The organism is Morganella sp. EGD-HP17, from assembly GCF_000512315.2.
Classification (GTDB): domain Bacteria; phylum Pseudomonadota; class Gammaproteobacteria; order Enterobacterales; family Enterobacteriaceae; genus Morganella; species Morganella morganii.
Window position 1 is genome coordinate 182,646 of the sequence record NZ_AZRH01000005.1, and the last position, 23,967, is coordinate 206,612.

19 protein-coding genes are annotated in these 23,967 nt (G+C 46.7%); 6 read left to right on the forward strand and 13 right to left on the reverse strand.

Annotation, left to right across the window (positions count from 1 at the left end; genetic code table 11):
• Positions 1-4: 4 nt before the first annotated feature.
• Entirely contained in the window at positions 5-1,528 is a 1,524-nt protein-coding gene (locus X965_RS19525) for a phosphatidylinositol-specific phospholipase C (protein ID WP_230679333.1), read from the reverse strand.
• A gap of 1,168 nt (positions 1,529-2,696) precedes the next feature.
• Between X965_RS19525 and X965_RS07700 the strand changes: the two genes are divergently transcribed.
• Positions 2,697-4,829, forward strand: coding sequence for an autotransporter domain-containing protein (locus X965_RS07700; RefSeq protein WP_036417622.1), 2,133 nt, complete (start codon positions 2,697-2,699; stop codon positions 4,827-4,829).
• 75 nt (positions 4,830-4,904) lie between these two features.
• Here the strand turns inward: X965_RS07700 and X965_RS07705 are convergent, their stop codons facing one another.
• From X965_RS07705 to X965_RS07740, 8 genes are all read right to left on the reverse strand, one after another.
• Positions 4,905-6,497, reverse strand: a complete 1,593-nt coding sequence (locus tag X965_RS07705) for an MFS transporter (protein ID WP_036414650.1) — start codon at positions 6,495-6,497, stop codon at positions 4,905-4,907.
• Between the two features lie 72 nt (positions 6,498-6,569).
• Entirely contained in the window at positions 6,570-8,438 is a 1,869-nt protein-coding gene (locus X965_RS07710) for an amidohydrolase (protein ID WP_004237400.1), read from the reverse strand.
• A 107-nt stretch (positions 8,439-8,545) separates the two neighbouring features.
• Positions 8,546-9,190, reverse strand: coding sequence for a hydrolase (locus tag X965_RS07715; RefSeq protein WP_004237401.1), 645 nt, complete (start codon positions 9,188-9,190; stop codon positions 8,546-8,548).
• A gap of 696 nt (positions 9,191-9,886) precedes the next feature.
• On the reverse strand, positions 9,887-10,381 hold the full coding sequence (locus X965_RS07720; RefSeq protein ID WP_036417624.1) for a hypothetical protein: 495 nt from the start codon (positions 10,379-10,381) through the stop codon (positions 9,887-9,889).
• Positions 10,381-10,857 (reverse strand): structural protein, encoded by a 477-nt coding sequence (locus X965_RS07725; RefSeq protein ID WP_051997320.1) that lies wholly within the window; start codon positions 10,855-10,857, stop codon positions 10,381-10,383. Before X965_RS07725 ends, X965_RS07720 begins: the two co-directional genes overlap by 1 nt.
• Positions 10,858-10,860: 3 nt before the next feature.
• Entirely contained in the window at positions 10,861-11,133 is a 273-nt protein-coding gene (locus tag X965_RS07730) for a phage holin family protein (protein ID WP_228342839.1), read from the reverse strand.
• The gene (locus X965_RS07735) at positions 11,126-11,497 is read right to left on the reverse strand and encodes a putative holin (protein ID WP_004239554.1); all 372 of its coding nucleotides are present in this window, start codon (positions 11,495-11,497) and stop codon (positions 11,126-11,128) included. The genes X965_RS07730 and X965_RS07735 overlap by 8 nt, the downstream gene beginning before the upstream one ends.
• 95 nt (positions 11,498-11,592) lie before the next feature.
• Positions 11,593-13,806: a hypothetical protein gene (locus X965_RS07740; protein WP_051997321.1), complete on the reverse strand. Its 2,214-nt coding sequence runs from the start codon at positions 13,804-13,806 to the stop codon at positions 11,593-11,595.
• Between the two features lie 157 nt (positions 13,807-13,963).
• Here X965_RS07740 and X965_RS07745 point away from each other — a divergent pair, with 157 nt between their 5' ends.
• The 5 genes from X965_RS07745 to X965_RS19315 all read left to right on the forward strand — a co-directional run bounded on the left by X965_RS07745 (position 13,964) and on the right by X965_RS19315 (position 16,794).
• Positions 13,964-14,215 carry a hypothetical protein gene (locus tag X965_RS07745; RefSeq protein ID WP_036417626.1) on the forward strand — a complete coding sequence of 84 codons (252 nt, stop codon included), beginning with the start codon at positions 13,964-13,966 and terminating at the stop codon, positions 14,213-14,215.
• Positions 14,216-14,599: 384 nt separating this feature from the next.
• Positions 14,600-14,776 carry a hypothetical protein gene (locus X965_RS19310; protein ID WP_156341067.1) on the forward strand — a complete coding sequence of 59 codons (177 nt, stop codon included), beginning with the start codon at positions 14,600-14,602 and terminating at the stop codon, positions 14,774-14,776.
• Positions 14,769-15,161, forward strand: coding sequence for a hypothetical protein (locus tag X965_RS07755; RefSeq protein ID WP_051997322.1), 393 nt, complete (start codon positions 14,769-14,771; stop codon positions 15,159-15,161). The genes X965_RS19310 and X965_RS07755 overlap by 8 nt, the downstream gene beginning before the upstream one ends.
• 335 nt (positions 15,162-15,496) lie before the next feature.
• On the forward strand, positions 15,497-16,255 hold the full coding sequence (locus tag X965_RS07760; RefSeq protein WP_051997323.1) for an ORF6N domain-containing protein: 759 nt from the start codon (positions 15,497-15,499) through the stop codon (positions 16,253-16,255).
• 104 nt (positions 16,256-16,359) lie between these two features.
• The gene (locus tag X965_RS19315) at positions 16,360-16,794 is read left to right on the forward strand and encodes a hypothetical protein (protein WP_156341068.1); all 435 of its coding nucleotides are present in this window, start codon (positions 16,360-16,362) and stop codon (positions 16,792-16,794) included.
• Here X965_RS19315 and X965_RS07765 read toward each other — a convergent pair.
• The 4 genes from X965_RS07765 to X965_RS07780 are packed head-to-tail and all read right to left on the reverse strand — an operon-like array spanning position 16,787 to position 23,965.
• Complete coding sequence (locus X965_RS07765; protein WP_036417631.1) at positions 16,787-20,182, reverse strand: hypothetical protein; 3,396 nt, start codon at positions 20,180-20,182, stop codon at positions 16,787-16,789. The genes X965_RS19315 and X965_RS07765 overlap by 8 nt on opposite strands.
• Positions 20,182-22,917: a hypothetical protein gene (locus X965_RS07770; protein WP_253280769.1), complete on the reverse strand. Its 2,736-nt coding sequence runs from the start codon at positions 22,915-22,917 to the stop codon at positions 20,182-20,184. Before X965_RS07770 ends, X965_RS07765 begins: the two co-directional genes overlap by 1 nt.
• An 11-nt stretch (positions 22,918-22,928) precedes the next feature.
• Positions 22,929-23,501 (reverse strand): hypothetical protein, encoded by a 573-nt coding sequence (locus tag X965_RS07775; RefSeq protein ID WP_036417633.1) that lies wholly within the window; start codon positions 23,499-23,501, stop codon positions 22,929-22,931.
• Positions 23,501-23,965, reverse strand: a complete 465-nt coding sequence (locus X965_RS07780) for a hypothetical protein (RefSeq protein ID WP_036417635.1) — start codon at positions 23,963-23,965, stop codon at positions 23,501-23,503. The genes X965_RS07775 and X965_RS07780 overlap by 1 nt, the downstream gene beginning before the upstream one ends.
• Positions 23,966-23,967 lie beyond the last annotated feature (2 nt).

Sequence of the window (23,967 nt, forward strand, 5' to 3'; positions counted from 1 at the left end):
TTCACTATGATATTAATAAAAAAGCTAAAAACAATCCTCTTGCCGGACTTAGTATATTCCGAAAGTTAGTCGTGATAACACCATTAGAAAGCATAGCGATATTATGAAAATCAGAAACGACGACACCACAGCATTCACCACGGGACATTATATGAGTAGCCAGTTCCGGGTTTTTATCTTCAGCATAATCTCGGATACTGGTTGTACCCCAGAATTCAGGTGCAATGCTGGTAAAATTAATCGTCATCCATTCAGGTTTCCCTCTGTCCGCCGAAAAATACCATGCATCTCTTATTGCATGCCATTTTTTGACTTCATCAGTTTGATTATATTCATCCTGTACGTGTATTCTTTCGCCAATATCAAATGTTGCATTATCTTTCCAGGACGTTTGTATTCCGTGGGGTCCGCCAAAGCGGCTGAAAAGAACAATTTTGCCTCTGACTTCCTCCAGCAGAGGGAAACGATCCTCCCCAAACCACCAATAAGAATCATAATATTCCTTCTCAAAGGTTTCCTGAAAACTCCGGGTACATTGCTCTTCTGTATGTTCACGTTTAACTGACATAAGAATAAATTCACTCGGGTTTTCCCGCAAAAAACGCTTGCATTCATTCAGGATATCACCAAACATTTTATTTAAGTATATGATTCCATGATGCATGGCAAATGAATTACTTATATGACGACAACGTGCATCAATAAACCGGACGCCCGATTTAAGTTGCTCATAAACAGACTCATCCTGTGTTTTTACTATTCCGCCTTCACCGATCCCTTCACTGTATGTACCTGTAGCAGAATCGTGTGTCCCGGGTAATGATATCTGATTAATAGGTAATTTTCCGTCAATGAAATTCAGCCAGCGCGCTTTAGTCACTTTTCCCATACAGTGCCAATACTCATTATCCCGACCATCCTCCGGAAAATACCAATGGTGAGCAGATGGTGTACCATTTGTTTTAAAAATAAAATAATTGCCATTCCTTTCATCTATGTAATAATCACCTTTCTGACCTTCATCCTGCCAATATTTAGGTTCTACAGGGTTTCCTGCTTTAAAACTGATAAAGTCCCAATATTCATTGGACTTACCACCAGATGGGAAATACCATTTATTTTCAGATGGATTACCTTCTTTCTTCAGACGCAAATAACCATATTCTTTTTCATAGTAAATACACCCGGGAACACCGTATTCACGCCAAATTTTTGGCTCAAACATAGTTCCGGAAAAATACCCCACCCAATCCCAGTATCTATTACTCTCAGATTCAGTCGGAAAGTACCAATTATTATCAGATGGGTTGCCATCACGCTTTAATTTAAAAAACATCCCTTTTCCCTGGTAATAATAAATATCACCAGCGACTCCTTTACTCCTCCATGACTTAGGTCTATTAAACGTTCCTGATTTTACTTTATTCATAAAAACCTCAATTATTACCGCGTGTAAATTATATTCACACATAACAAAATTTGACTCATTTATGGCGTAAATATTAATAGCGAGAATAAAAAATTCCATTATTAATGGTCAATATTTTTATAAAATCAGACGGAAATAAAAATTTAAATATCTTTAAACGATAATCGCACAGGTTAATATTACCATTAAATTATGATATTTAGTCGGGGAGGGGGGCTGAGGGGGAATTTAAAAAAATGACATCACGAAAATATAATATTAACAGAAACTCTGACATGATATTGATATATCAGCTCAGCCGACATATCAATATCAGAGTCAAATGAGAGGAATATATCCTTCCGGGCTGTTCAGTACTAAAACTGAAGCAACATCGTTCAAAGCACAGAAAAGAGAATAACCGAAAATAAAAATACAATTACAACCGCCGCGAGTAATACCCTGAATATCCCCTTCACCGTCTGTTCAAGAAATACCAGTCCGTGTTTGTTACCCATCTCGTTCAAGATCCATCATTTTACTCATTTTATTTTTAGTTATGTGAAACCCATCACGATATAATGATATTACTTATTCATTTAGTCAATAAATATACTGTTACCGGACTCTTTTTTTGATGACCATCAGTGTCACCCGCTCAGCAGACAAGGCAGTGCTCTGCATTCAGATCTGACGTATTTTTTATCCGTTTTGCTCTTCACCGGGGAAAAAACACATTCCCGCAACCGAACTGAAACAATTCATCGGATGCTGCCAATCAGTTGATAATGCTTTATCACTGAAAGTATGACGTAACGCAACAAACACGGTATCATCATGTTATTACTCAGCTTTTACCCTTACAACACTATACCTTTCATAAAACAGATCTGCCATAAATACAACGTCAATTGCAATTAATTCCAACCTATTCAAAATAACCAGATTTATAATCCGGAAATACCCTTTCAACCTCCCCAAAAGCAGTTCATCTGTTTTTTTTACTAAAAAAATGTGTCTGAGCGCAATTTTCATTTGCCTTAAGATCGAAAACCCAATAAATTACGCGCAAAATTGGTTTAATCCAAAATTTTCATGCAGTCATCCGCAACGGCACACGCGTGCCTGACACGATCTGGTTTGCATCCCCATTTTTATGATGGACACATATTATTAATATAATTAACTAATCTGATTTTTTGACAACACCTTTTAACTAACACCGGGTTTATTGCTGACACCGCAATAAGTCACATCATCGTATTACCTGAAAAGAATAAATATCATCATGGCTTACGCACATAAAAAACACTTTAATAAAACATTACTGGCATTATTACTGACTTCACAAAGCACATTGGCATTTTCCGCAATGGATTATGAAGTCTCAAAGATAAAAAACATTGGTCAGTCTGCCGCCATATCAGCAGATGGTCGTGTAGTTGCCGGTACTTATGAAATCTCAAATGATAATTACCGTCCTTTCATTATTATTGATGGCAATGCAGTTGACCTGAGTAAATATGCAGCCGGGAATAACAGTATTTATGTCTCCGGCCTTTCAGCAGACGGTAATATCGCCATCGGTTATATCGTTGATGTAAATAATAAATCTGACTCTAAAATGTATATTTATGATACCAATACCGATACGGTGAATATCCCTGATCAGCAGGCATTTGCCAGTGTCGCTTCCCTGGGTATTTCCGGTGACGGTAAAACCGTTATCGGCATTGCAGACGAAAAAGCTTTCCGCTTTAGCGGACAGGACGGCATTACATTATTAGATCCGTCAGAAACAGCAACCTCCACCGCAAACGGCGTTAATTATGACGGCAGTGTAATTGTCGGCCGCTTCATCAGCGGCAGTGGTCAGGCATTTAAATATACCGGTGATAAAGGCATGGTTTCACTGGGCACCCTGAGAGAAGAGAATGCGGGCGAATCCGGCGCTAATGCCGTATCCGCTGACGGGCTTGTTACCGTAGGCTGGTCAAATATCAGTGAATATGAAACACATGCGATGAGTCATACCGATAAAGACGGTATGCGTGATCTCGGCACCCTGAAGAAAGATAACAGCGGCTATTCCAGTGCTTCATCTGTTTCAAGTGACGGACAATTTATTGTGGGTTCATCCGATAACGAAGATGATATCGCACGTGGCTTTGTCTATGTTTCAGGTGAAAAAAAGATGTACGAACTGAAACCACTACAGGAAAGCTTTGAAGGTGAATCCAGTGCGGAAGCCATTTCTGCGGATGGCAAAGTGGTCGCCGGTTATGTGCAGAATGACAATAATGAAACATCCGCTGTTCTATGGAAACTGGACTATAAACCACCAATGACCCCGCTTGAGCCGTCAAAACCGGTTGATCCGTCTGAACCACTGACACCGCTTGAGCCATCAGAGCCGGTCAAACCAGTCAAACCAATCCTGCCGCTGACACCGGTTGACCCGGCTGATAACGGCGGTATCACGGTCTCTGATCCTGTTGATATTATTAAAACCCGCAATACAGTAACAAAACTGGCAAACAGCAGTTATCAGGTTCTGGATTTATACCAGACCGCCCTGTATAACCTCGCGGAAAGCCGTTGCCAGATGGGTGACGATAATTACTGCGCCGGCCTGTTTACCCAATATGACAATGTGCATCAGAACAGCCGTGTGGCCACCGGCGTATTTGGTTCATTCCGTTTACCGGCAGAAAACTGGACGCTGGGCGCGTCACTGAATTTCGCCGTAAATACCCGTCTGGCCGATGGCTACGACACCCGCGGCAATAATCATCCCGGTGTTGGCGCATGGCTGCGTTATCAGGAAAATAAAGATAACTCCGGCTTTAACAGTGAGCTTTCCGCTGCATTTTTACAGCAGGGTCTGGAAATCACCCGTCAGGCACAACGGGGCACTGAAACCGGAAAAGGCAATTCTGATATCAAAGGTTACTATGTAAAATTCACCACCGGTTATGGCATTACCGTGAGTGCAAATACCCTGGTGACACCACTGGCTGCTATTAAATATCATAATGTCACCCGTGCCGGATATACAGAATCAAATGGTATTGATTTCCCGGCAACCTATGGCCGTGCCGGAAATAAAAACCTTGATTTACAACTCGGCGTGGATTTGAAACATCAGTTTAATAAGAGCACAGAACTGGATGCAGGTATCGGCGCGGATATTAAACTCAGTCACCAGCGTGATGCCTTTACCGGCCATATTCAGTATGTGAACGATGCTGATTATATTTATGATCACGGCAACAGCCAGAGTGTAAAACCGTATGCCCGTGCCGGTGTGAATTACTTTATCACGGAGAACTCCACCCTTCGCGGCGATATTGGTTATCACACCACGGATTACCGTAATGATGGTTTGCAGATTGGTCTCAGCTATTCATACCACTGGTAACCACTGTTTCAGTTAATTAAAATCATCCGGCAATAACTATTTATTGCCGGATTTTTATTATCTGTACAACCTGTTTTATTTCTGTTTTTCCGTATCCGCAGAATATGAGAGATAATGCACAACCGTTTTGCTCCGGATAATAGCATTTAACTGACTGTCAATCCGGCGATCATCCACGGTTGCCCGTTTATGCTGACGGTGATGTTCTGCCGGGGATGACACCATAAATGTCTCCATAAATTCATCCTGCGTACCGGGAACCGAAAACAGCCCTCTGGAATAACCACCATCCCGTAACCGGATCCGTTTTAATTGCTCCATCAGTGCAAAAAATTGCGCCTGATGTTCCGTATCCACTTTATACTGAATACACACCATCACCGGTTTTTTATCTTCCTCAGAATACGGTAATTCCTCCGGCATTGTCAGATGTTCAGACGGTGATAGATTGATATTGTCGTGGTCAATTTTCACTTTCAGCACACATAACCAGACAACAATAATACCTGCTGCCGCCGCAAGCAGCGCGATTGTTATTGATGTGTGTGAGGCAATCTGCCCCCAGATTAATGACCCCAGTGCCATTGACCCCGAGAATACCGTCAGATACAGCGCCAGCCCTCTCGCTCTGACCCAGTCCGGCAGTGCTGTCTGCGCTGACACCATCAGCGTGGAGAGCGTGATCAGCCAGCTGAACCCGGCAATAATACTGCCGGCGATTGCCAGATATTTTGATGTGGTCACGGCAAAGATCACCAGCACAATAACCGTTCCGGCAGTCCCGGCAGTCACTAATATTCCGGTACTGAACCTGGCCCGCAGCGCAGATAAACTGAATGCCCCGGCGACCGCCCCGATACCGATACTGGTGGTTAAAATCCCGTATAACGTTGCATCCCCCTGAAGCGACACTCTGGCAACCAGCGGCAGCATTGCCCAGTAAGCACTGGCGAACACAAAGAAGGCGGCGGCTCTGATAATGGTTTTAATCAATGCCGGACTGTAACGGGCATAGCGCAACCCGGAAATCATCGCGGCGACAACTGATTCCGCCGGTAAGGTATTTTCTTGGTGTTTTTCCCCTTTCCACCACCACACCGCCACAATAATGGCAATAAAGCTGAGTGCATTAAGCATAAAAGGAAGATAAAGCCCCACCTGCGAAATCAGCACACCAGCCAGCGCCGGGCCGATGGCGCGGCTGATATTAATCCCCATACTGTTCAGTGCGATCCCCGCCTTTAATTCATGCGGCGCCACAATACCCGGGACAATCGCCTGCCATGCCGGGCCTAAAAAAGCCGCACCGGATCCGAGAATAAAGGTAATTAACAATAACCAGCCGATACTGACCACATTGAAGTAAACCAGAACAGCCAGTAATGCAGCGGCAAAAAACATCATGATATTGACAAATATAAGCAGCTTGCGCTTATCGAAAATATCAGCAATCGCCCCGGCCGGTAAGGCTAATAAAAAGACCGGCAATGTGGTCATCGCCTGAATGGTGGCAATCATGACAGGATCAGGACTCAGATTGGTCATCAGCCATCCCGCACCGACATCATTCATCCATGTTCCGATATTAGAAAATAATGTCGCCATCCATAACACAAAGAAAATACGGTTACGCAGCGGCGACCAGGCTGATGATTGCGGATTAGTCATGTGAATATGATCTCCGGTTTAATATGGCCGGTGTTTTACCACCAGCCACAGTATTAACATGTACAGCGATAATTAAAATGCAAAGCAGGAACAACCCAGCGCGCCCCAGAAGGCATTATCATCCGCAACCGGCACAGACGATTTACGGGCGATATCATGCTGGTGTCCGTGAACATGACACGAACCGCAGCACTGGTGTAACTGATTCAGGATCGCAGCTTTATTTTCCTGCTGTAAATAAGAGTAGTGTCCCGGCACTTTAATAACCGGTGACCAGTCAGGTAATACCGGAATTGACGGCGGTGCCAGCGGCCCGAAAATACCGTTGCCGTAAACAACCTCGCCGTTCACCACCGTCAGCAGGGATTCTATCGCTTTAATTTCCGCTTCCGGCACACGGAAATAATCGTCAGATAAGGCAATAAAATCTGCAAACTGCCCTGATTTAATCTGCCCTTTTTTACCCTGTTCATCAGAGAACCAGGAGCTGCCGATAGTCCATAACTCTAACGCGGTATCCCGGTCTAACCGGCTATTGTCGTCATACATCTTCATACCGCCGACTGTCCGGCCTGACACCAGCCAGTAAAGCGCTGTCCACGGGTTATAACTGGCTACGCGCGTCGCATCCGTTCCCAGACCGACCGGCACCTCTGCGTTCAGCATTTTCGCCACCGGCGGCGTGTGTTTCACCGCTTCATGACCATAGCGGTCCGCAAAGTATTCACCCTGGAATGCCATACGATGCTGAATTGCCAATCCGCCGCCCAGCACTTTTACCCGTTCAATATTTCGTTCACTGATGGTTTCCGCGTGATCGAAAAACCAGTGCAGGCCGTCAAACGGGATCTCTTTATTTACTTTTTCAAACACATCCAGCATACGGCTGATGGATTGATCATAAGTGGCATGCAGACGGAACGGCCAGCGGTGTTCAACCAGGTGGCGGATCACGGCTTCCAGCTCCGCATCCATATTATCCGGCAGATCCGGTCTCGGCTGCAGGAAATCCTCAAAGTCAGCCGCAGAGAATACCAGCATTTCCCCTGCACCATTGTGACGGAAAAAATCGGTTCCCTCTCCCGGCGACACCATCGATGTCCATTCGCGGAAATCCTCCAGTTCCTGTTTCGGACGCTGGGTAAATAGGTTATAGGCGATACGGATAGTCAGTTGATTCTGTTTTGCCAGCTCCGCGATAACCTCATAATCTTCCGGATAGTTCTGGAATCCGCCCCCGGCATCAATCGCACTGGTTACCCCGAGACGGTTAAGTTCGCGCATAAACTGACGGGTTGAATTAACCTGATAATCCAGCGGCAGTTTCGGGCCTTTCGCCAGCGCGGAATACAGCAGCATGGCATTGGGTTTTGCAATCAGCATGCCGGTCGGGTTACCGTGCTCATCCCGCTGAATTTCACCGCCCGGCGGGTTCGGGGTATCTCTGGTATAACCGATCACACGCAGTGCCGCTTTATTCAGCAGCGCGCTATCATAAAGATGCAGCACAAAAACCGGGGTATCCGGTGAAACCGCATTGATTTCATCTAATGTCGGCATCCGTCTTTCGGCAAACTGGAATTCACTCCAGCCACCCACAACACGGACCCACTGCGGCGCCGGCGTCACATCAGCCTGTGCTTTTAACATCGCCAGGGCATCCGATAATGACGGCACACCTTCCCAGCGCAATTCGAGGTTATAATTCAGTCCGCCGCGGATAAGATGAAGGTGCGAATCATTCAGGCCGGGAATAATCACCAGCCCTTTAAGATCAATAATCTCTGTTTCTTCATTCCGTAACTGCATAACTTCATCGTTGGTTCCGACAGCAATAAATTTGCCGTCACGGACAGCAACGGCCTGAGCAACGGGATTTTCACGATCGAGTGTATGAATATCACCGTTGATAAATATTTTTGATGCGAAGCGTTTATTCATGATGATGTGTTTCCTGTTTATGAGGAACTCACTGCTTATCAAATACTGTTGCGGCAAGCGGTATAGGAAAAAATAACCGGAGAGCGACCTCTCCGGTTGTTACGCTGTTACTTAATAACGCGCTGAGGTGCTTTATGAACCATAGTATAGGCGTAATCGACACCCATGCCGTAAGCACCGCTGTGCTCCTGAACCAGCCCCATTACTGCGTCATAGGTTTCTTTACGGGACCAGTCGCGCTGGTACTCCAGCAATACCTGCTGCCAGGTCACAGGAATAGCCCCGGCCTGCACCATACGATCAATAGAACGTTCATGCGCATCAACTGAGGTACCACCGGATGCATCTGTCACAATATAAACTTCATAACCGGCTTCAATCGCCATTAAGGTCGGGAAATTCAGGCAGACTTCTGTCCATAATGCCGCCATCACTAATTTTTTACGTCCGGTGGCTTTAACGGCTTCGACAAATTTCGGGTCTTCCCAGGAATTCATGGAGGTACGTTCGATAGGTTTTGATTCAGGATGGACGGCCAGTAATTCAGGCCAGATATATCCGCTGAAGCTTTCTGTTTCAACGGAGGTATAAATTGTCGGCACATTGAAAATTTTTGCTGCTTTTGCCAGGCCAACGGTATTATTTTTCAGCTGCTGGCGGTCGATATTTGCCACACCAAAGGCCATTTGCGGCTGATGATCAATAAAAATAACGGCAGAATTTTGTGGGTTTAACAGTTCTAATTTAGACATAATGCGTTCCTGTTCAATTGGTTAAATTGATAAAAATAAATATTAATCTTGCTCACTGACAGGAAACATAATAGGCCGGCACCGGATAATGACCAGATGCCAAATTTGACTTTAGAAGTCAAAAAAAATGAACGATATTTGTTATTTGTTGATTATATTGTTTTTTATGCTGGTTTTTTCGGAGTAAATGGCAATCGCTTTATGCACCTATAACAATATGCTCATTATAGTTTAACTAAAAAACAGCATATTAATTCTTTCTTTGTTTTATTGTTCCGGAATGAAATGATATCTACTGATCGTCGTATGTTGATGATCATTCGTTATTCAGATGATCCTCAAAAATATCTCATTTTGTCCTTCATCACTCTTTTCTTATTTTATCTTTTTATACCAGCCATAATGTAAGTATCACGGTAAAAAGATGCGATAATACCGACTTTAATACCTCATTCAACTTGTGCTTGGCGCTGCTAATAAGTACCAGATACAACAACCGCCAAAAATAAAAAAGCCCATTTTTACATGGGCTTAACTCATTATTTTGCCAGCCACTGCCAGCTAATTTCTTATTGCAGGATCATTCCCACTCAATTATATTCCATTATCTTAATGAATTGATTTATTTGAATTTATTTTTCATTACCTGAAAATATACCGTCACTGATACCGTCACGCGGAAAACTGTCTACTTTTTCACCGGTAATTTTCGAGCAGTTTTTCCTTCGCTTTCAGGTCAATGATACAGAGATTAAGGAGCCGGGTATTCTCATCGGCCCGCTGAGCTTCACGCCCATACTTTTCAAGTGTGCTTCGTAGTTGTCGAGAAAGTTCACCGGCTTTGTCTCTCTCAATTCGGCAGGTATCGGCGTGGCCGGGATTTGCAACTTCTGCTTTCGTGGTACCGGCTGGCTGCTGCATGCGGTCAAAATGATTAAGCACCCGATCAAGCAGAGCCTCTGTGCGTATCGTATCACTCTTTTTTCCATCCTGATATTCCCTGATGCTTACCTGCTGCCGTTCGTCTGCCTCCCGGCGCAGTTCGATATTTGTGGCCACGTCTTTCTCATCCTGCTGTTGACCGGCGATCTGCCCTTTCATCTGCCTGTTATCATGCAGGGTACTGCTGGCCCACCAGCCAGCAGCGAAAGAAACAGCCAGAGCGATCAGTGCAATGGCTATATTTTTCATCAGATAAGTGTCCAGGCTCGTTTAAAAACATCATCGACGTATGGCTGCTGGCCGTTTTCGACAGTTACAATCGCTTTAGCCATTGCGAGTGACGTGTCTTTGTCATACAGATTTAAACAGTCGTGACGACCAAAGCCGGTTTCTTTACAGACCCGTTTAATGTAGTTCTCTGTGTGGTTGTTATCACCAGACGGTGCCCACCGTTCAATGATTTCTTCCACGGTATCGATCTTACCGCAGCCGATATTTGGTTTACCCTGGTATTTGGTGTACGTCTGCAGGAGCTTCATCAGCGCACGGATGCCGAACTCGGCAGAAATGAATGCACAGAATTTGCTATCCGGCTGTGTCGCTGCAAGTCCCTGCCACTTTGAATTGCTGTGACGGATATTCCCAGGGTTGTTATTCCTGATCCCCCGCGCCCCTGTATTAACGAAACCATCCTTAAAGATTTTTTGTTTAACCTGTTCCGGCATAAATCACCCCGCTTTAAAAAATGACATGACATTGCCGCGATACACCAGCACCGCAGCACAGATAATAAGATTTGAAATCACGCTGGTGATATCAGCGTGATAGACAGGATCAAAGTAGGCCCGCACCGGCACACTCGCGGAATAAGACAGAATGAGCCAGGCTATCCATGCCCCTTTTGCGCAGTGCTGCCGGCCGTTTCGTCTGAACGAAAACACCCGGACAAAAATCACTGAGCAGATGACGGCATTCAGAATGATCAAAACTTTCTCAAACATCATTGCCTCCTTGCGGACTATCCGCTTTTCGGTACGCTTTGATGCTCAGCTTCACCGACAGTAACGCAGATACAAAAGCGCCTACGGCGTCGATGCTATCGATGCTGTAGGCGTCAGGTGGGATCTCGAATATCTTGGTTACTTTGATGAACATCGCCGCTGCAGGACTGAAAAACAGCAGGCCGGAAATAAAGCTGACCAGTGCCAATACCGACCGGCGCAGCAGTGTATATTCAGTGGCAGCGGTGATGAAGTAGATGGCCCCCATCAGGGACCCCATCACCACCTCGGCAGGCAGCCCGGCAAAGTAGCTGAAGAACGCAGCAAGGCTGAGCGTGGTTTTTACAGAGAGGTCTTCATGCATTGCGTAGCACCATGATTATTAAATAACCATGATGCTACAGCAGAAAAAAGATAAACAAAAATGCGTTATAGGGTTTTATGGTAAAACCATATCAATCAGATACACACTATCTCTATGAAAAAAATTGCACCCGTTGGTACCTCTGATAATGGAGATGCCGCTGTGCCGCCATCCTTGGTGATATAAAACCACGCTTTACCTTCTGATGCTTTAGCCTGGTTGTAAAATGGTCTCAGAGAGTACCCTTTTGTATTATTGGTATCCTGGCAGATAACGTAGGGGTTCATTCCGTCATCAAATCCAGGCGTATAATCAAGAACTAACGCATAAGAATCAGATGAAGAAACAGATATTCCATTAACACCGACAGGAGTGTGATAACCGCGCTCAATTTCATAACGTCCAGAACCAGTATGCTTTATCGCGCAAATACGGCGATGTAGCACAGATTTATATTCCAATGTACGATACAGAGAATGGTAAGTATTCTGAGATGAAGAAAATGAAATATGTTTCAGATCCATATTACCTGAAATATAATTATCCCGGCCGTCAACACCTTTCACAACTACAGCCTTGTCCGGCTTTGTTTGATATCCGCTGTAATCCCAGGCGAAAAACTCGATCTTATTCTGTCCTGCGTTATCAATATAAACAGCTTCTTTTGAATCGTTCATCCACTGCTGAACAAAATCAATTTGTATTTCAGCTATCTGTGTATTATATGGGTAAGCTCCTGCGTTAATAGGTATACAGGACATTTCAACACCTCGTTTTACTCCTTCAATCTTTGTGCCCTTAAATTGGCACGATGTTATCCATGAACCACCATCACCAACATGAGGCCCGAGAACATCACTAGCTTTTGCCTGATAAGCCGTCACACGTAAGCCGGTATTGCAATAACCAAAAGTTAGGTTGTTAAACTTACTCCAGCAGATGCTGTTCCATTTACGACCCGGCTGTGAAGGGTCAGTTTCCTGCCCGCCATCTCTGCTTAAATCAGCTCTTAACTCTAAGCCTGTACCTGAAAAATCCGCATAACATCCAACCAGATTTACATTACATACTGCTAAATTTCTCAGGTTATTTTTTCCCAGAACCAAAGCAACTGCATGGTTCCAACCCGTCAGTTTATTATCAACAGCAATTCTTGCCTTATTTCCGTAACCAACAGTACTGAATTCAATATTATCATTTTCAAATACAAACCAATCGTTACGTAGTGAGCGGTTAATTAACTGAGCTCCTCCAGAAAAACGGAAGTTTTTCTTAACCTTGACCTGGCTGTTACAATCAAATGACATTTTAGGGATCAGGATAGTGTTTGCTGCTGCAATTTCCTGAAGGCCAACCAGAATACGTCCGATGTCCGTATTCGCCTGAGCGCCAACAGAGAGGATATCAACGCCGTTTGTCACATCCAGCGTTGCTGTCAGTCCGTTATCCAGATTGACGTTTACGAGAGCGTCAGGCTGGTTATTTGTGATTGCGTAAATGCCCTCACCACCATCACCAGGGGAGTAATATCCGCGCGTTTTGACTGTTGCCCCAAGTGGCAGTGATGTCTCCGCTACCATTGCAGCGACATTATCGAACACACGAAGGTAGTTTTCTGTCAGTCCACCGACCAGTCCGAATCCATCCGGTTTACCCAATTCAGCCAGCACATCAGCAGCACTACCGGACTCAGGCACAATAACAACCGGATTCCCGTTGTCATCGAACGACAGCAGCTTATTGGCGCGTACCGCCGCACCAGGCAGCGCCGGTATGTCCTTATCAGCCACACGCAGAGAGCGTTTATCTTTCGCGCTGACGTGTTCCTTCATAGTACCAAGATCAACCGCGTCACCGTCTTTTACCGGCTTTCCGAGGTTGGAAATTTTATTGCCTTTGGCATCGTAGTGATCAGAGATAAAACTCGGCTTACGCAGGCACAGCGACAGGAAGCCCAGCGACTTCTGGATCAGCATGGTGAGGTAGTCAAAAGCATCCTCATGCACCTCGGCAAAGAATTTCCCCTGGTTGCGCAGGTCGGTTTCCTGAACGGCAGGCAGGTCACGGGCAATACCGATTTTCCAGCCGGTCTCCAGCGGCATTTTTAAAATTACCTTTCCGCCACGGTATGATCCGACGCCGCGCAATGTGTAGTCGGTGCCGTTCGTCAGGATGCGCTCAGTTCCGTCCGGTTCGGCTACGGACACAACGAGGTGTTTGGCTTCAAAGATACGGAAACGGAAGTCGAAATCAGTGGTGACACCGTTGCCGGTGTACTCTTCATGGCTAAGTTCGGTTGATACGGTCATGGCTTTTTCTCCTGGTCAATACTGACAGGATAGCCAAAACAAACCATATACGGAATAATGGTTTTATTTTTATTGGAAATATAAACAAAATTATAAACAAATTACTTTCATATCGATATGATAACAAAGGCAATAATGCACAATATAGGAATAGAAAATGAAACAGAAATATGTGTATCAATCGCCTGAAAATTATGCAGAAAAAGTAAATGACAATGACGGGATTAAACAGCTTTCTATCACATCGATGCTCGAGGAGTTACTGCGGGAAATGGATCGTGATGGTCATGATGTATCAGGGCCGATGACTGAGCTGGTGGCGATGAAAAATTACGTTACACACACGGAGAAGCAGCGAAATACGATAAAGACCCACTTGGAATTTATTTTTGCTGAATTAAATAAATAAACAAAAAATCATATACGCATAATTAAGCACCTTTTAAAGGTGCTTTTTACGTCACAACAGGGATAATTTTATCTCTATGCCATGAAAAACTGTCGGCAATGAGATGAATCATGTATACTTTGATTACCTAGAAGGTCAACTGGATTTGTAGATCGCAATGAAAACCAATGAACTACGCAGAGTGCATAGGCTCATTTCGGTAAAGCATAAGCCTGACATATGCTTAAGAATGCATGCTTGCGTTAATGCTCATGAATTTATTCATCTTTCAGCGCAACAGCATGACCTGATTGAGTCTGTGGATTTTATCCTGCCGCGCATTGGTAAAAGTGGCTTTGGCAAATTCAAAGTGCAGTTCAAGAATTTTAGATTTTGGAGGTAAGCATGGAATATATCATCAGAGCATTGTTAAAATCAGTGGCTACCGGCATCGGTTCGGCAATGATGCTGTGCGGTGCTATATCCTATGTGGTGCCAGCCATTATCACAATCTCGACTGTGGCAACCCTGTCTGCTGTGATGAGTGCGTTCTTCATCGGTCTGCTGTTTAAAAATGCTTGATTTCCTATTAAAAATGTTTGATTTCCTACACCCCGAAAACGTACAGGAACTGTGTAAATTCTACCTGTTCCTGTCTTTGTTTTACCTGCTTATTCATTTAGCGTGGGAACACTTCGATAAGAGCGTCGAAAACTTTTCACTGAAAAGGCTTCCGCAAAAAATGGATATCATCTATGCCGCAGCAACCTTCGCAACCAGCGTGTTCCTGATCATTATTCTTATGGATTTAGGCAACCCACTGAGAACGGATGATGTAATGGCATTGCCTTTTACACTTGCCGGACTGACCGGACTCTGTAGCTCTCTTGGCTCTCTCCAGCCTCAGCGCAAAGCCGTGATAACCCCTATCCAGCCTGCTGCGAACCAGGATAAAAAAGCCTCTTAATATACGAGGCTTCCGATGCCCCACAATTTCCCCCTTCCAAAAACATGACCAAATTGGTATATTTACAACCCCCAAATTATGCGCCATAGTGAATATGCACCAGCAAAATCTGGTGCCGGGATTGGAACCCCGCCGAATACTCACAGCGCATAACCGCGTTAGCGGTTTTTTTATGCACAAAGCACAGCTACATCTTTTCAATGGTGGGCTGGGCGGGGCTACCGAGAGGTAGGCCGGTACTGTGAGTCCGGTAGTTCCAACCCCGTCCAGTTCACCACCCAAGAGATTGGAACCTCCGGTGGTGATTTAAAAAATATCTCACAGGAGACGTCAAAATGACTAATCTCAGCATTTCTGTATCACACCTGCCGTCTATCATTCATAACAACATGCCAGTGATCACTACCGAATTACTCGCTGATGTCTATGAAACCGGTATCCAGAATATCAAAACAAACCATTCAAGAAACAGAAATCGCTTTACCGAAGGCAAGCATTACTTCAATTTAACTGGTTCAATATTAAAGGATTTTAAGAACAGAGTTACTTTAAGTAACCCTGTTGATGGCTGCAAAACAGATACTCGTTACGGTATCATCGGAAAGAACGCCAGAAGCATTATCCTCTGGACAGAGCGCGGCGCTGCCCGTCATGCCAAAATGCTGGACACCGATCGCGCCTGGGATGTATTTGAGATTCTGGAAGACAACTACTTCACCAAATACCGCGGCACCGGTCGGATCAATAAATCATTACCCCGCAATGCCTCTACCGAGGAACTGCTGGCGCTGGTGGATCAGCTGCAACGTACTATTCACGAAGGTGAGTTCATCCCTGCCGGGCAGGTAGCGCAGGAATACAGCTTCCCGAAAACGAAAAAATCACGTTCGCAGATCCTCAATGACTTTCTACGGTCACCGGAAGACGATACGCTCCACCAGCTTCTGGCCTACCTGAAACGGGACGGCCACAACGTGGAAGAAGCAGAGCGCGTCCTGATGTGGCTCCGAGATTATATGTGCGATATGGGTAAAACCATCAACACTATCATCACCCACGCTCAGTACATAGAACACGCTGTCAGTAAGTTATAATGTGATCGGGCACCGGTTTAGACCGGTGCTTTTAAATTGGTGGTAGCCATCCGCTAACTTAGACAGGTATTATCAATACCAAATATTTTTCAATTGGATTGATAATGAAAACCTTATCCAGCGCTGTACTATTTTCAATGCTTTCGATTACCAGCACCGCAATGGCGAGTTATACATTACCAATAGATGGGGACTTTGCAAAATCTGTCACCCCAGAATTAATTGGCGCTTCTAGTGCTATTAATAGAAGCGTCAGAGTCACTTATATAAGTGCAACTGATAGAACTGTTGATATTCTTGTTCGTGTTGGTGCCGTTGATACAACAAAGAACGAACAGTCATCAAACATGATTGACCACGATGTGCCGTCTTATACGAAGAAAAATATCGAGAATAGATATTGCGCGCCTTTCGGTGGTGGAAATATACACTTTGATCAGTTTAGGCAAAGAAATGTGGTGTTGAATTATGACTTCGAGTCAGGTTCATCAACACCGTTATTTTCATTTTCTATAAAACCATCAGACTGCTCTATTTAAGTTGTTCTTCAACCTGATTAAGTAATGGCGCCAAATAAAACAGGTTCTGGAAAGGCAATAACTTGCGTACAGATCGCACTTCGCGATCATCAAATTCACCATTCAGCACACCGGCAGTGATGTTTTTGATATCGCCGCCCAGGTCGAATGTCGGTCCCAGTAATGCGCCGATACCGTTACGGCTCTGATAGCGTGATGCCGGTGGACCGCCGAACATAGCGCTCATGCCGTAGGTACCGCCGCTGAGGTTTTCCAGTACGTTGTTCGGCTCCCCCAGCCACCCCATCATTCCTGACCAGTCCAGCCCCTCTTTTACCAGGTTGGAAGGATCTGTGTTTATTTCCCGCCCGGCCATCATGGATTTCAGTACGTAGACCAGCGAACCCAGCCCGACCTGCAATAACGCACCGTAATAAAACGAGGCATCACCGGACTGAATGCCGGATACCAGCGCGCGGTTATGGGTGGCAAAGAAGAAAGTTTTAAACTGCATCACGATTTTACCCAGCTCACTACTCATCATCAGCGGTGTGTCACCGATACCAGGCGTGATTACCGTGGTGCGGACGTCTTTCAGTATCGCTGACTGGAACGCTTCCCGCACTACTCTGTCATCCCACAGATGGCTATGTCCGGTCAGCAGTCCGTCCAGATCCTCACCATGACGGCTGTACTGGTCTGCAATGCGGTGCAACATAGATTCATCAATGCCGATATGCGCCAGCTTGGTGACTTCTTTTTTGCTGAGTTTTTTACCACCAGCAACGGCCTTGGCTGCGTTCAGCACTTTGGATTGAGTGATAAGCCCGGACCACATTTTCATAGTATCGGTGTACTGGTTCATCAGGGTGAAGTTACCGAATTTCTGTGATGACCATTCCAGCCCTCGCTCCAGGAATGTCCGGCGGCTGTAGGGGTCATTCAGATCGGCAATCACTTTTGACCGGCTGGACAATGCATATTCCAGCCCTACCCCCATTTCCCGCAGATCCGCTTTGGCGATACGCATCTTACTGATGTCCGTCATCATCTTGCCGAGGGGTTTCAGTGCCGAGCGCAGGCCGTGCTGCATAATAGGACGGGCCATATCCGGCAGTGACGAAATAGTCATACCGCCCAGCAGGCGTAGGAAGTTAACGTGACGCGCTACGCGACCGGCACGGACAAAGAAACTGGCTGGATCTTTCGGTGCGCCGTAGGTTCCCAGCAGGCGGTCACGCATTGCCCGGATATCCCGTAAATCAGCTTCACGCCGTTTTTCCAGCTTTGCCCGTTCTTTTGGTGTAGCAGCCTCTGATATCAGGCGGTTGTAGTCCTCCGTGATCGCTTTTATCTGACCGTCCATATCAACACGGCCAAATCGTTTTGTCAGTTCGATTTCCGGGGCCACCTGGCGAATGTAGTTTTCCATCACATAATTCACATCCGATTCCAGGAAATCTTTTATCCGTTCGTCGGGGATGTTCAGGGTACGCGCCTTTGTGAAACCAGCGTGTTTTGTCAGTCCTTCTGGGATCAGTTCTCCTGGAACAATGCCTGCGGGTGCGCCGATGATTTTATTGATAATATCGTCAGCTGCCGCCTCAAGCTCTTCACGGGCCATTGGCTCCATACGGCGCATGGCTGCCTGACGGCGACGGTCAAAGCGGGTCAGTGAATTGGCGTGACGGGACAGTCGTGCATGTTCATTGCGGAACTGGCGCGGTTTATCCAGGATCTCAAGGTGGCGCTGTAGTTTCGGTAAAGTCTGCTCTGCGCTGTCAATTGCAGACAACTTTCTTTCCAGTTGCGCCTGGCGCTTTGCCTGTTTCTTTGTCTGCTTATCCAATCCTCTCAGAGCGCTGAGTTCATCAGTAGCCGCCTGCTTTTCTCCAATCAGCCGGACGTTTTTATCGACCTCTGACAGCAGTTCTGTTTTTTTACCGGACCAACTTTCCGCCTCACGGATTTCAGCGCCGAGTTTATCCGCCGCCGGCCGGGCATTTTCTGCACGTTCAATACCGGCAACTGCTTTATCAAGGCTGCCCTGCGCTTTGTTAACAGCAATCTGATTGGTCTCGCCCAGCCAGTCAACGATAACCTTTTTAAACTCAGATCGGTCACTGAGTATTTTGTCGAATTTATAAATGCGCGGGAAATAGCTTTCTGCTGTGGTGACTTTTACGCCCTCGCGCAGAATACCTAATTCCACCATGTGATTTTTTGTCTGTTCCACAATCGGGCGGATTGCGCGTGCAGCTTCCGCTACCTGTGGTATGGCATGCTGATCACCATTACGCATGGCATCCCCCACCGCCTCGCTGAACTCAATATGACTCATACGGGTATCGCCACCGGTACGGGCTGCCTGCTTATACTGTTTGTAATAGTCGCGGGTGGACTCGACCTGTTTATAGATTAGCGCATCAAAGCGGCGTACAGCAGTCTCCACCGCGCCGAACGAGGCGATCCCCTCTTCGTTTTTTGCATAGGTGAAATTATTTTCAGCCAGCTGCTGGTTAACCTGCCTGGCGATTTTTGACGGTGATTGTGCAACACGGCCCACCGGGCTGACATTCATTGTTCTGTTAACAAAAGATGGTCCCTTTATCGCTTCCTGTTCCAGCGTAGTATTGAATACCTCAGCGGCACCAATGCTTCTGTCTCCGGGAATATTATTTGGAATATTTTGTGGCTGAGTTTGTTGTTCACCGATCACATCATTACGGAACTTTGACGCCAGCGCTCCCCGGTTTTTAACCAGCTGAATTGCCGACCCCATCACGCCACCAAGGGTAGCATCAAATGCAACGTTGAGCGCACTCTCCGTCAGCGTCCGAGTTTCCTGTGTTGCACTGAGAGCCGTTTCTGACAGCACTCCGGCACCTGCGTTTGATAGTGCCAGCGTACCGGCTGTTCTGGCCACGCTTCCGCCACGCACCGCCAGTCCACCGGGAATAAAAGTCGCTGCCACGTTTATCGGGTCAATCACCCCCATAGCCAGACTGCTGGTAAATCCTGCGCCGCCAGCCTCTGCCAGCAACGTTCTGTCCTGTATCTGGCGATCTATTCGCTGCTTGATGGCGGACGTTTCCAGCGGTGATTGAGAGTGAATAAACGCATCAGCATAATCCTCATACCCTGCCAACGTATTATCGTCTTCAAACGGGTTATAGCCCTCTACCGCCTCAAACTGATTAAACGGTATGGTGGCGATCAGGCTGCCGACAGAGTTATCAATCCGGAATGCAGCGTCACGCAGACGCTTTGTCTCATTACTGTCATCAAGCGGATTCAGTGGCGCATACCAGGATAGTTTTTCATTATCACCGTATACCGGCTCAGGTTGTTGTATCGCGTTTACGTCAGCAGGTAGGATACGTTCCGGTTCCATTTCATAGATCGGCATTATTTATTTCCCCATATCAAACGATTGCCAAGTGGGTTTGTGTATATATCAACGCCACCATCCCGGATAAGATCATTCTTCTTGCGCTTATCCGCAGCATCCTTCAGGTTTTGTTTGCGCTCTTCCATCACTTCTCGGTACATCGGTGATGTTGCCTGATCCGGCTTAAAGCGTACCAGTTGCCCGTTATCGCCATAATACGGATGGTAGATTGGTACACCATCACTACCAGTTTGTTTAACCATTACCCCATAACTAAGATCACGTGGAGTGACTGCATCCGGAATCATGACGATCTCAGAGTCACCCGGCAACCCGCCGAACATCTTTGATGCTAGCTGTTTTTTATCTTCTTCCCACTGCCCCTGAATCCAGTTGCCCGCACCAGATGACGTAATGCCATAAGCAGCTTCCGGCGCGTATTTCATGATTTCTTCTTTGCCATTTACTGAAGTGACACCCCATGTCTTTTTCACCTGTGCATCAGTCATTTTCTGAGCCAGTTTTGCGTCACCACCAGTCTCGGCAAAGTTAGCGTCATAAAGCGTCTGATAATCCCGCAGATACTCACGGTTATTGATGCCAGGTTTATCCGTGCCGGGTGATGAGAACGGCTTGTACCACGGGTAATTGCTGTTGATATTGCTTTGCGCCGCGCTGTCACGCGCTTTCATATAGTCTTTGTCGCGTACCTGAGAAGCGATCATCTGTTTTGTACGATCGTCCTGCTCATAAGTCAGTCGGTACGCTGTTTCTACTGCCTTGTCTTCTGGCATCCCGGCGCGGTTAAGTTCGTACACTTTGGTGTAATAGGCCATGGTTGATGACGGCATATCAGTTGCTGCTGCCGGGTTATTATCAAAAATTTGCCCGTACATCTTGGCAATCGGCAGAACCACCTCCGGATCCTTTGAAGTTGCGCCAGCATTGAAGATTGTTTTTACCTGTGACGGGATAATACCTGTACGCGAGGAAAGTTCAGCAACGGCATTCAGGCTGTTTTCATCACGCAGACTGAAACCGGATTGCAGGTTTTTCTCGAAGTAGTTGTCCGCTGCCTCCTGATTGTTTTTGTCTGTCGGGTCCAACGGGAAGTTATTCTGTATGGAAAGCTCCAGGCGGTTTGCGGAAAAGGTTTTCTCTTGTGCCTTAATGTTGCTGTCAACGAATTTACCGAAACGCTCCCAGCGCTGCATGCTGCTGGCGTAATTAGGTTGTGACGGGTCTGGCTTTATCTGCTCCAGCAATGAACGCTGAGCCGGTGCCGTCATATCTTTCGCTGTTGAAATAAGCCCCGCATAGCGTTTTGCCTCCTGCATATCAGTCAGCATCCTGGTGCCTTTATCGTAGCCAAAGGCTGCCATGACTTCACCCGCTGACGGCGCACCGGGTGCATCCAATCCGTTCTCCCACGCAGCATAGGCATCTGCCATTCGGGTGCCGAGTTCTTCTTGTGCTTTCCCTCTTCGCTCTTTATCAATCTGCGATGACTGGCGTATATACCCAGCCTGAAGAGAAGCGCTAAGGCCACTAAAGGCAGCCGATTCTGTCAATCTCTTGGATGAATCAGGTAGCTCTTTAAGCCCCAGCGCTGACTGCATTCCGGATGATATTTGCCCCTCTGAATAACCTATATCATGGCCTTTATTCTCCTGCATCATGATCGCCATAGATATCTTAGTTAATGTGTTAAGGTCGGTAAGATCCAAACGTACATCACGAGAAACACCCAGATAGCCGGAAACAAATTTAATGTAAGCCTCAGTGTCGTTGCCATCTTCCGGTGGTGCCCATTTGGTAATGATCTGCTCTGGAGTTACATAACCCTGACGACTATATGACAATAGATTTTTACCTAACGCTCTAATGCCATGTTCTGGTGATGAAAATTTAACAAAACGACCATCACTTCCAAGTTGCCCAACCCAGTTATTTTTCTTAGAAAATTCAATATTTCCAGGATTATTGTTACGTAGCCCCCTTGTTTCACCACTAGAAGTTCCGTTATTTGCAGTGATATCCCTGCTAACTCCTCCTGTATCAGATGGCTCGCCATTCTGCTGCATGAACTGCATATAGTCCGCGCCGATCTGGTTCTCAATGGCTTTGCGGGCGGTGCTGGTTTTAAACTCCTGCTTTTTAGCCAGAATCTGCTCATCACTCCAGCCGTGGGACAGTCCGAATTCTTCTATCTGCTGAAACACTTGCTTATTGGTTGAGACATACGCCTGATTATCACCGTACTGCGTAGCGGCCGTTTCCGCATTCAGCGTCAGCGTAGACTGGAACTGATCTGTTTCGTATGACTGAATTTGCCCCATCTCATGCTTATTGGCCTGACTGCCGAACTGTAAGCGCATTTCCTGCGCCTGCTGTATGAAGTGCCCGCGCGCATTATCGTCCGGCAGCGTGGCCGCAATCTCTCCGGCGAAAGAATCAAACTGATTCTGGTACTCTGCCGCCTTACCTATGGCGTTTTTACCCTGCTGCGCCAGCAGGCCATTCTGTGGATCGGTCATCAGTTCGTTGGCTTTCTGGCGCAACTGTAACGCTGCATCCTGAGACAACGCCACATTGGCGCGCTGCTTTGCCTCTGCAAAAGCATTGATATACTGATCACCTGCCTGTGCCAGCCCGGCACCGAAGTGTTCAGGTGATGACTGTGCGCTGAATCCGTTGGCTGGCAACGGACTGCTGCTGACCTGTCTTTCGTTATAGGTTGGTACTGTCGGCATAGCGCCCTCCGTTAAAAGAATCGTCCGTAATTGCCGGTCTGGCGGGTCACATCAAACAGGTTTGAGCCGGTGCCTGATGCGGCCTTAGTTGCACCGGATCCAAAGAGACTGCCGGTACCGCCTGCCACTTTGTTCGCACCCCATGCATTCAGCGGCGTGGTCAGTATCGTGCCGATTGCACCAATATTGCCCTGACGACGTGACATCTTCGCATTGAGCCGGTCATTAGCCGCCTGCAGCTTATAGCCATATGCTTCTCGGGAAGCGTTGTTCATCACGGTGAGCGCATCGAGTTCACCCATGGCTGCAGTGTCGCCGAAGATATCCAGCGCACCACCAGCACCAAGATCAACGCCGTTTGCTGACATGGTAGCCGCCTGAGTTCCTGCCAGTTGCCGTGCGCGGGAACGCTGCTTTGCGGCCTCAGCATTACCACGGTTAATAGAATCATCCGCAGCAGCTTCATTCAGTTTGGCATTCTGGTTTGCGACATCGGCGTTAAATTTACCGGATGTGTACTGGCTGTATGCCTGCATAGCGCCGGTGCCGATTGCGGCGGCTGCCAGCATGGTTGGTTCGCACATTATTTCGCCCTCATGGTGAAGTGATGGAAAGGCAGTTTCATTAAGCCGACCGGTTCCGCCGGTTCCAGCCGGAAACCAAGCCAGTGAAGCCAGGCTTTCGCAACGTGGTTACGCGCATCCACATAGTTTTCCAGTGACGGATAGACCGCCAGCATGGCTTTCAGTACCGGTTTGCAGCGGCGCAGGAATATCTTCTGATGTGTTTCAAGGTGAGATGAACTCACCAGCCACGGGATCCCTACGCCGCTCAGGATAGACCCCGGAGCCACACCGAATATTGTAACGACCTGACCATCAATCAGACCAGACCACGCCTTTGTCGAACAGGTAACACCACGGGTAAGAACCTGCTCTGCGGTCTGACCGGAGAATGCCGCGAACTCATCGTGATCAGCCTGGCGGACATACGGCAGAAGCTGCTGAATATGTTCAGCCGTTGCCGGGATAATCTGTACGTGTGCCATCG

Excerpts from the sequence above, each read along its gene's own strand:
- X965_RS07720 (WP_036417624.1), bottom strand. The coding sequence starts at position 10,381 with ATGAAAAATATAGCCATTGCACTGATCGCTCTGGCTGTTTCTTTCGCT.
- X965_RS19310 (WP_156341067.1), top strand. The coding sequence starts at position 14,600 with ATGGAATATATCATCAGAGCATTGTTAAAATCAGTGGCTACCGGCATC.
- X965_RS07730 (WP_228342839.1), bottom strand. The coding sequence starts at position 11,133 with ATGTTTGAGAAAGTTTTGATCATTCTGAATGCCGTCATCTGCTCAGTG.
- X965_RS07705 (WP_036414650.1), bottom strand. The coding sequence starts at position 6,497 with ATGACTAATCCGCAATCATCAGCCTGGTCGCCGCTGCGTAACCGTATT.
- X965_RS07760 (WP_051997323.1), top strand. The coding sequence starts at position 15,497 with ATGACTAATCTCAGCATTTCTGTATCACACCTGCCGTCTATCATTCAT.
- X965_RS07755 (WP_051997322.1), top strand. The coding sequence starts at position 14,769 with ATGCTTGATTTCCTATTAAAAATGTTTGATTTCCTACACCCCGAAAAC.
- X965_RS07700 (WP_036417622.1), top strand. The coding sequence starts at position 2,697 with ATGGCTTACGCACATAAAAAACACTTTAATAAAACATTACTGGCATTA.
- X965_RS19315 (WP_156341068.1), top strand. The coding sequence starts at position 16,360 with ATGAAAACCTTATCCAGCGCTGTACTATTTTCAATGCTTTCGATTACC.
- X965_RS07765 (WP_036417631.1), bottom strand. The coding sequence starts at position 20,182 with ATGCCGATCTATGAAATGGAACCGGAACGTATCCTACCTGCTGACGTA.
- X965_RS07725 (WP_051997320.1), bottom strand. The coding sequence starts at position 10,857 with ATGCCGGAACAGGTTAAACAAAAAATCTTTAAGGATGGTTTCGTTAAT.
- X965_RS07735 (WP_004239554.1), bottom strand. The coding sequence starts at position 11,497 with ATGCATGAAGACCTCTCTGTAAAAACCACGCTCAGCCTTGCTGCGTTC.
- X965_RS07775 (WP_036417633.1), bottom strand. The coding sequence starts at position 23,501 with ATGTGCGAACCAACCATGCTGGCAGCCGCCGCAATCGGCACCGGCGCT.
- X965_RS07745 (WP_036417626.1), top strand. The coding sequence starts at position 13,964 with ATGAAACAGAAATATGTGTATCAATCGCCTGAAAATTATGCAGAAAAA.
- X965_RS07780 (WP_036417635.1), bottom strand. The coding sequence starts at position 23,965 with ATGGCACACGTACAGATTATCCCGGCAACGGCTGAACATATTCAGCAG.
- X965_RS07740 (WP_051997321.1), bottom strand. The coding sequence starts at position 13,806 with ATGACCGTATCAACCGAACTTAGCCATGAAGAGTACACCGGCAACGGT.
- X965_RS07710 (WP_004237400.1), bottom strand. The coding sequence starts at position 8,438 with ATGAATAAACGCTTCGCATCAAAAATATTTATCAACGGTGATATTCAT.
- X965_RS07715 (WP_004237401.1), bottom strand. The coding sequence starts at position 9,190 with ATGTCTAAATTAGAACTGTTAAACCCACAAAATTCTGCCGTTATTTTT.
- X965_RS19525 (WP_230679333.1), bottom strand. The coding sequence starts at position 1,528 with ATGGAATTTTTTATTCTCGCTATTAATATTTACGCCATAAATGAGTCA.
- X965_RS07770 (WP_253280769.1), bottom strand. The coding sequence starts at position 22,917 with ATGCCGACAGTACCAACCTATAACGAAAGACAGGTCAGCAGCAGTCCG.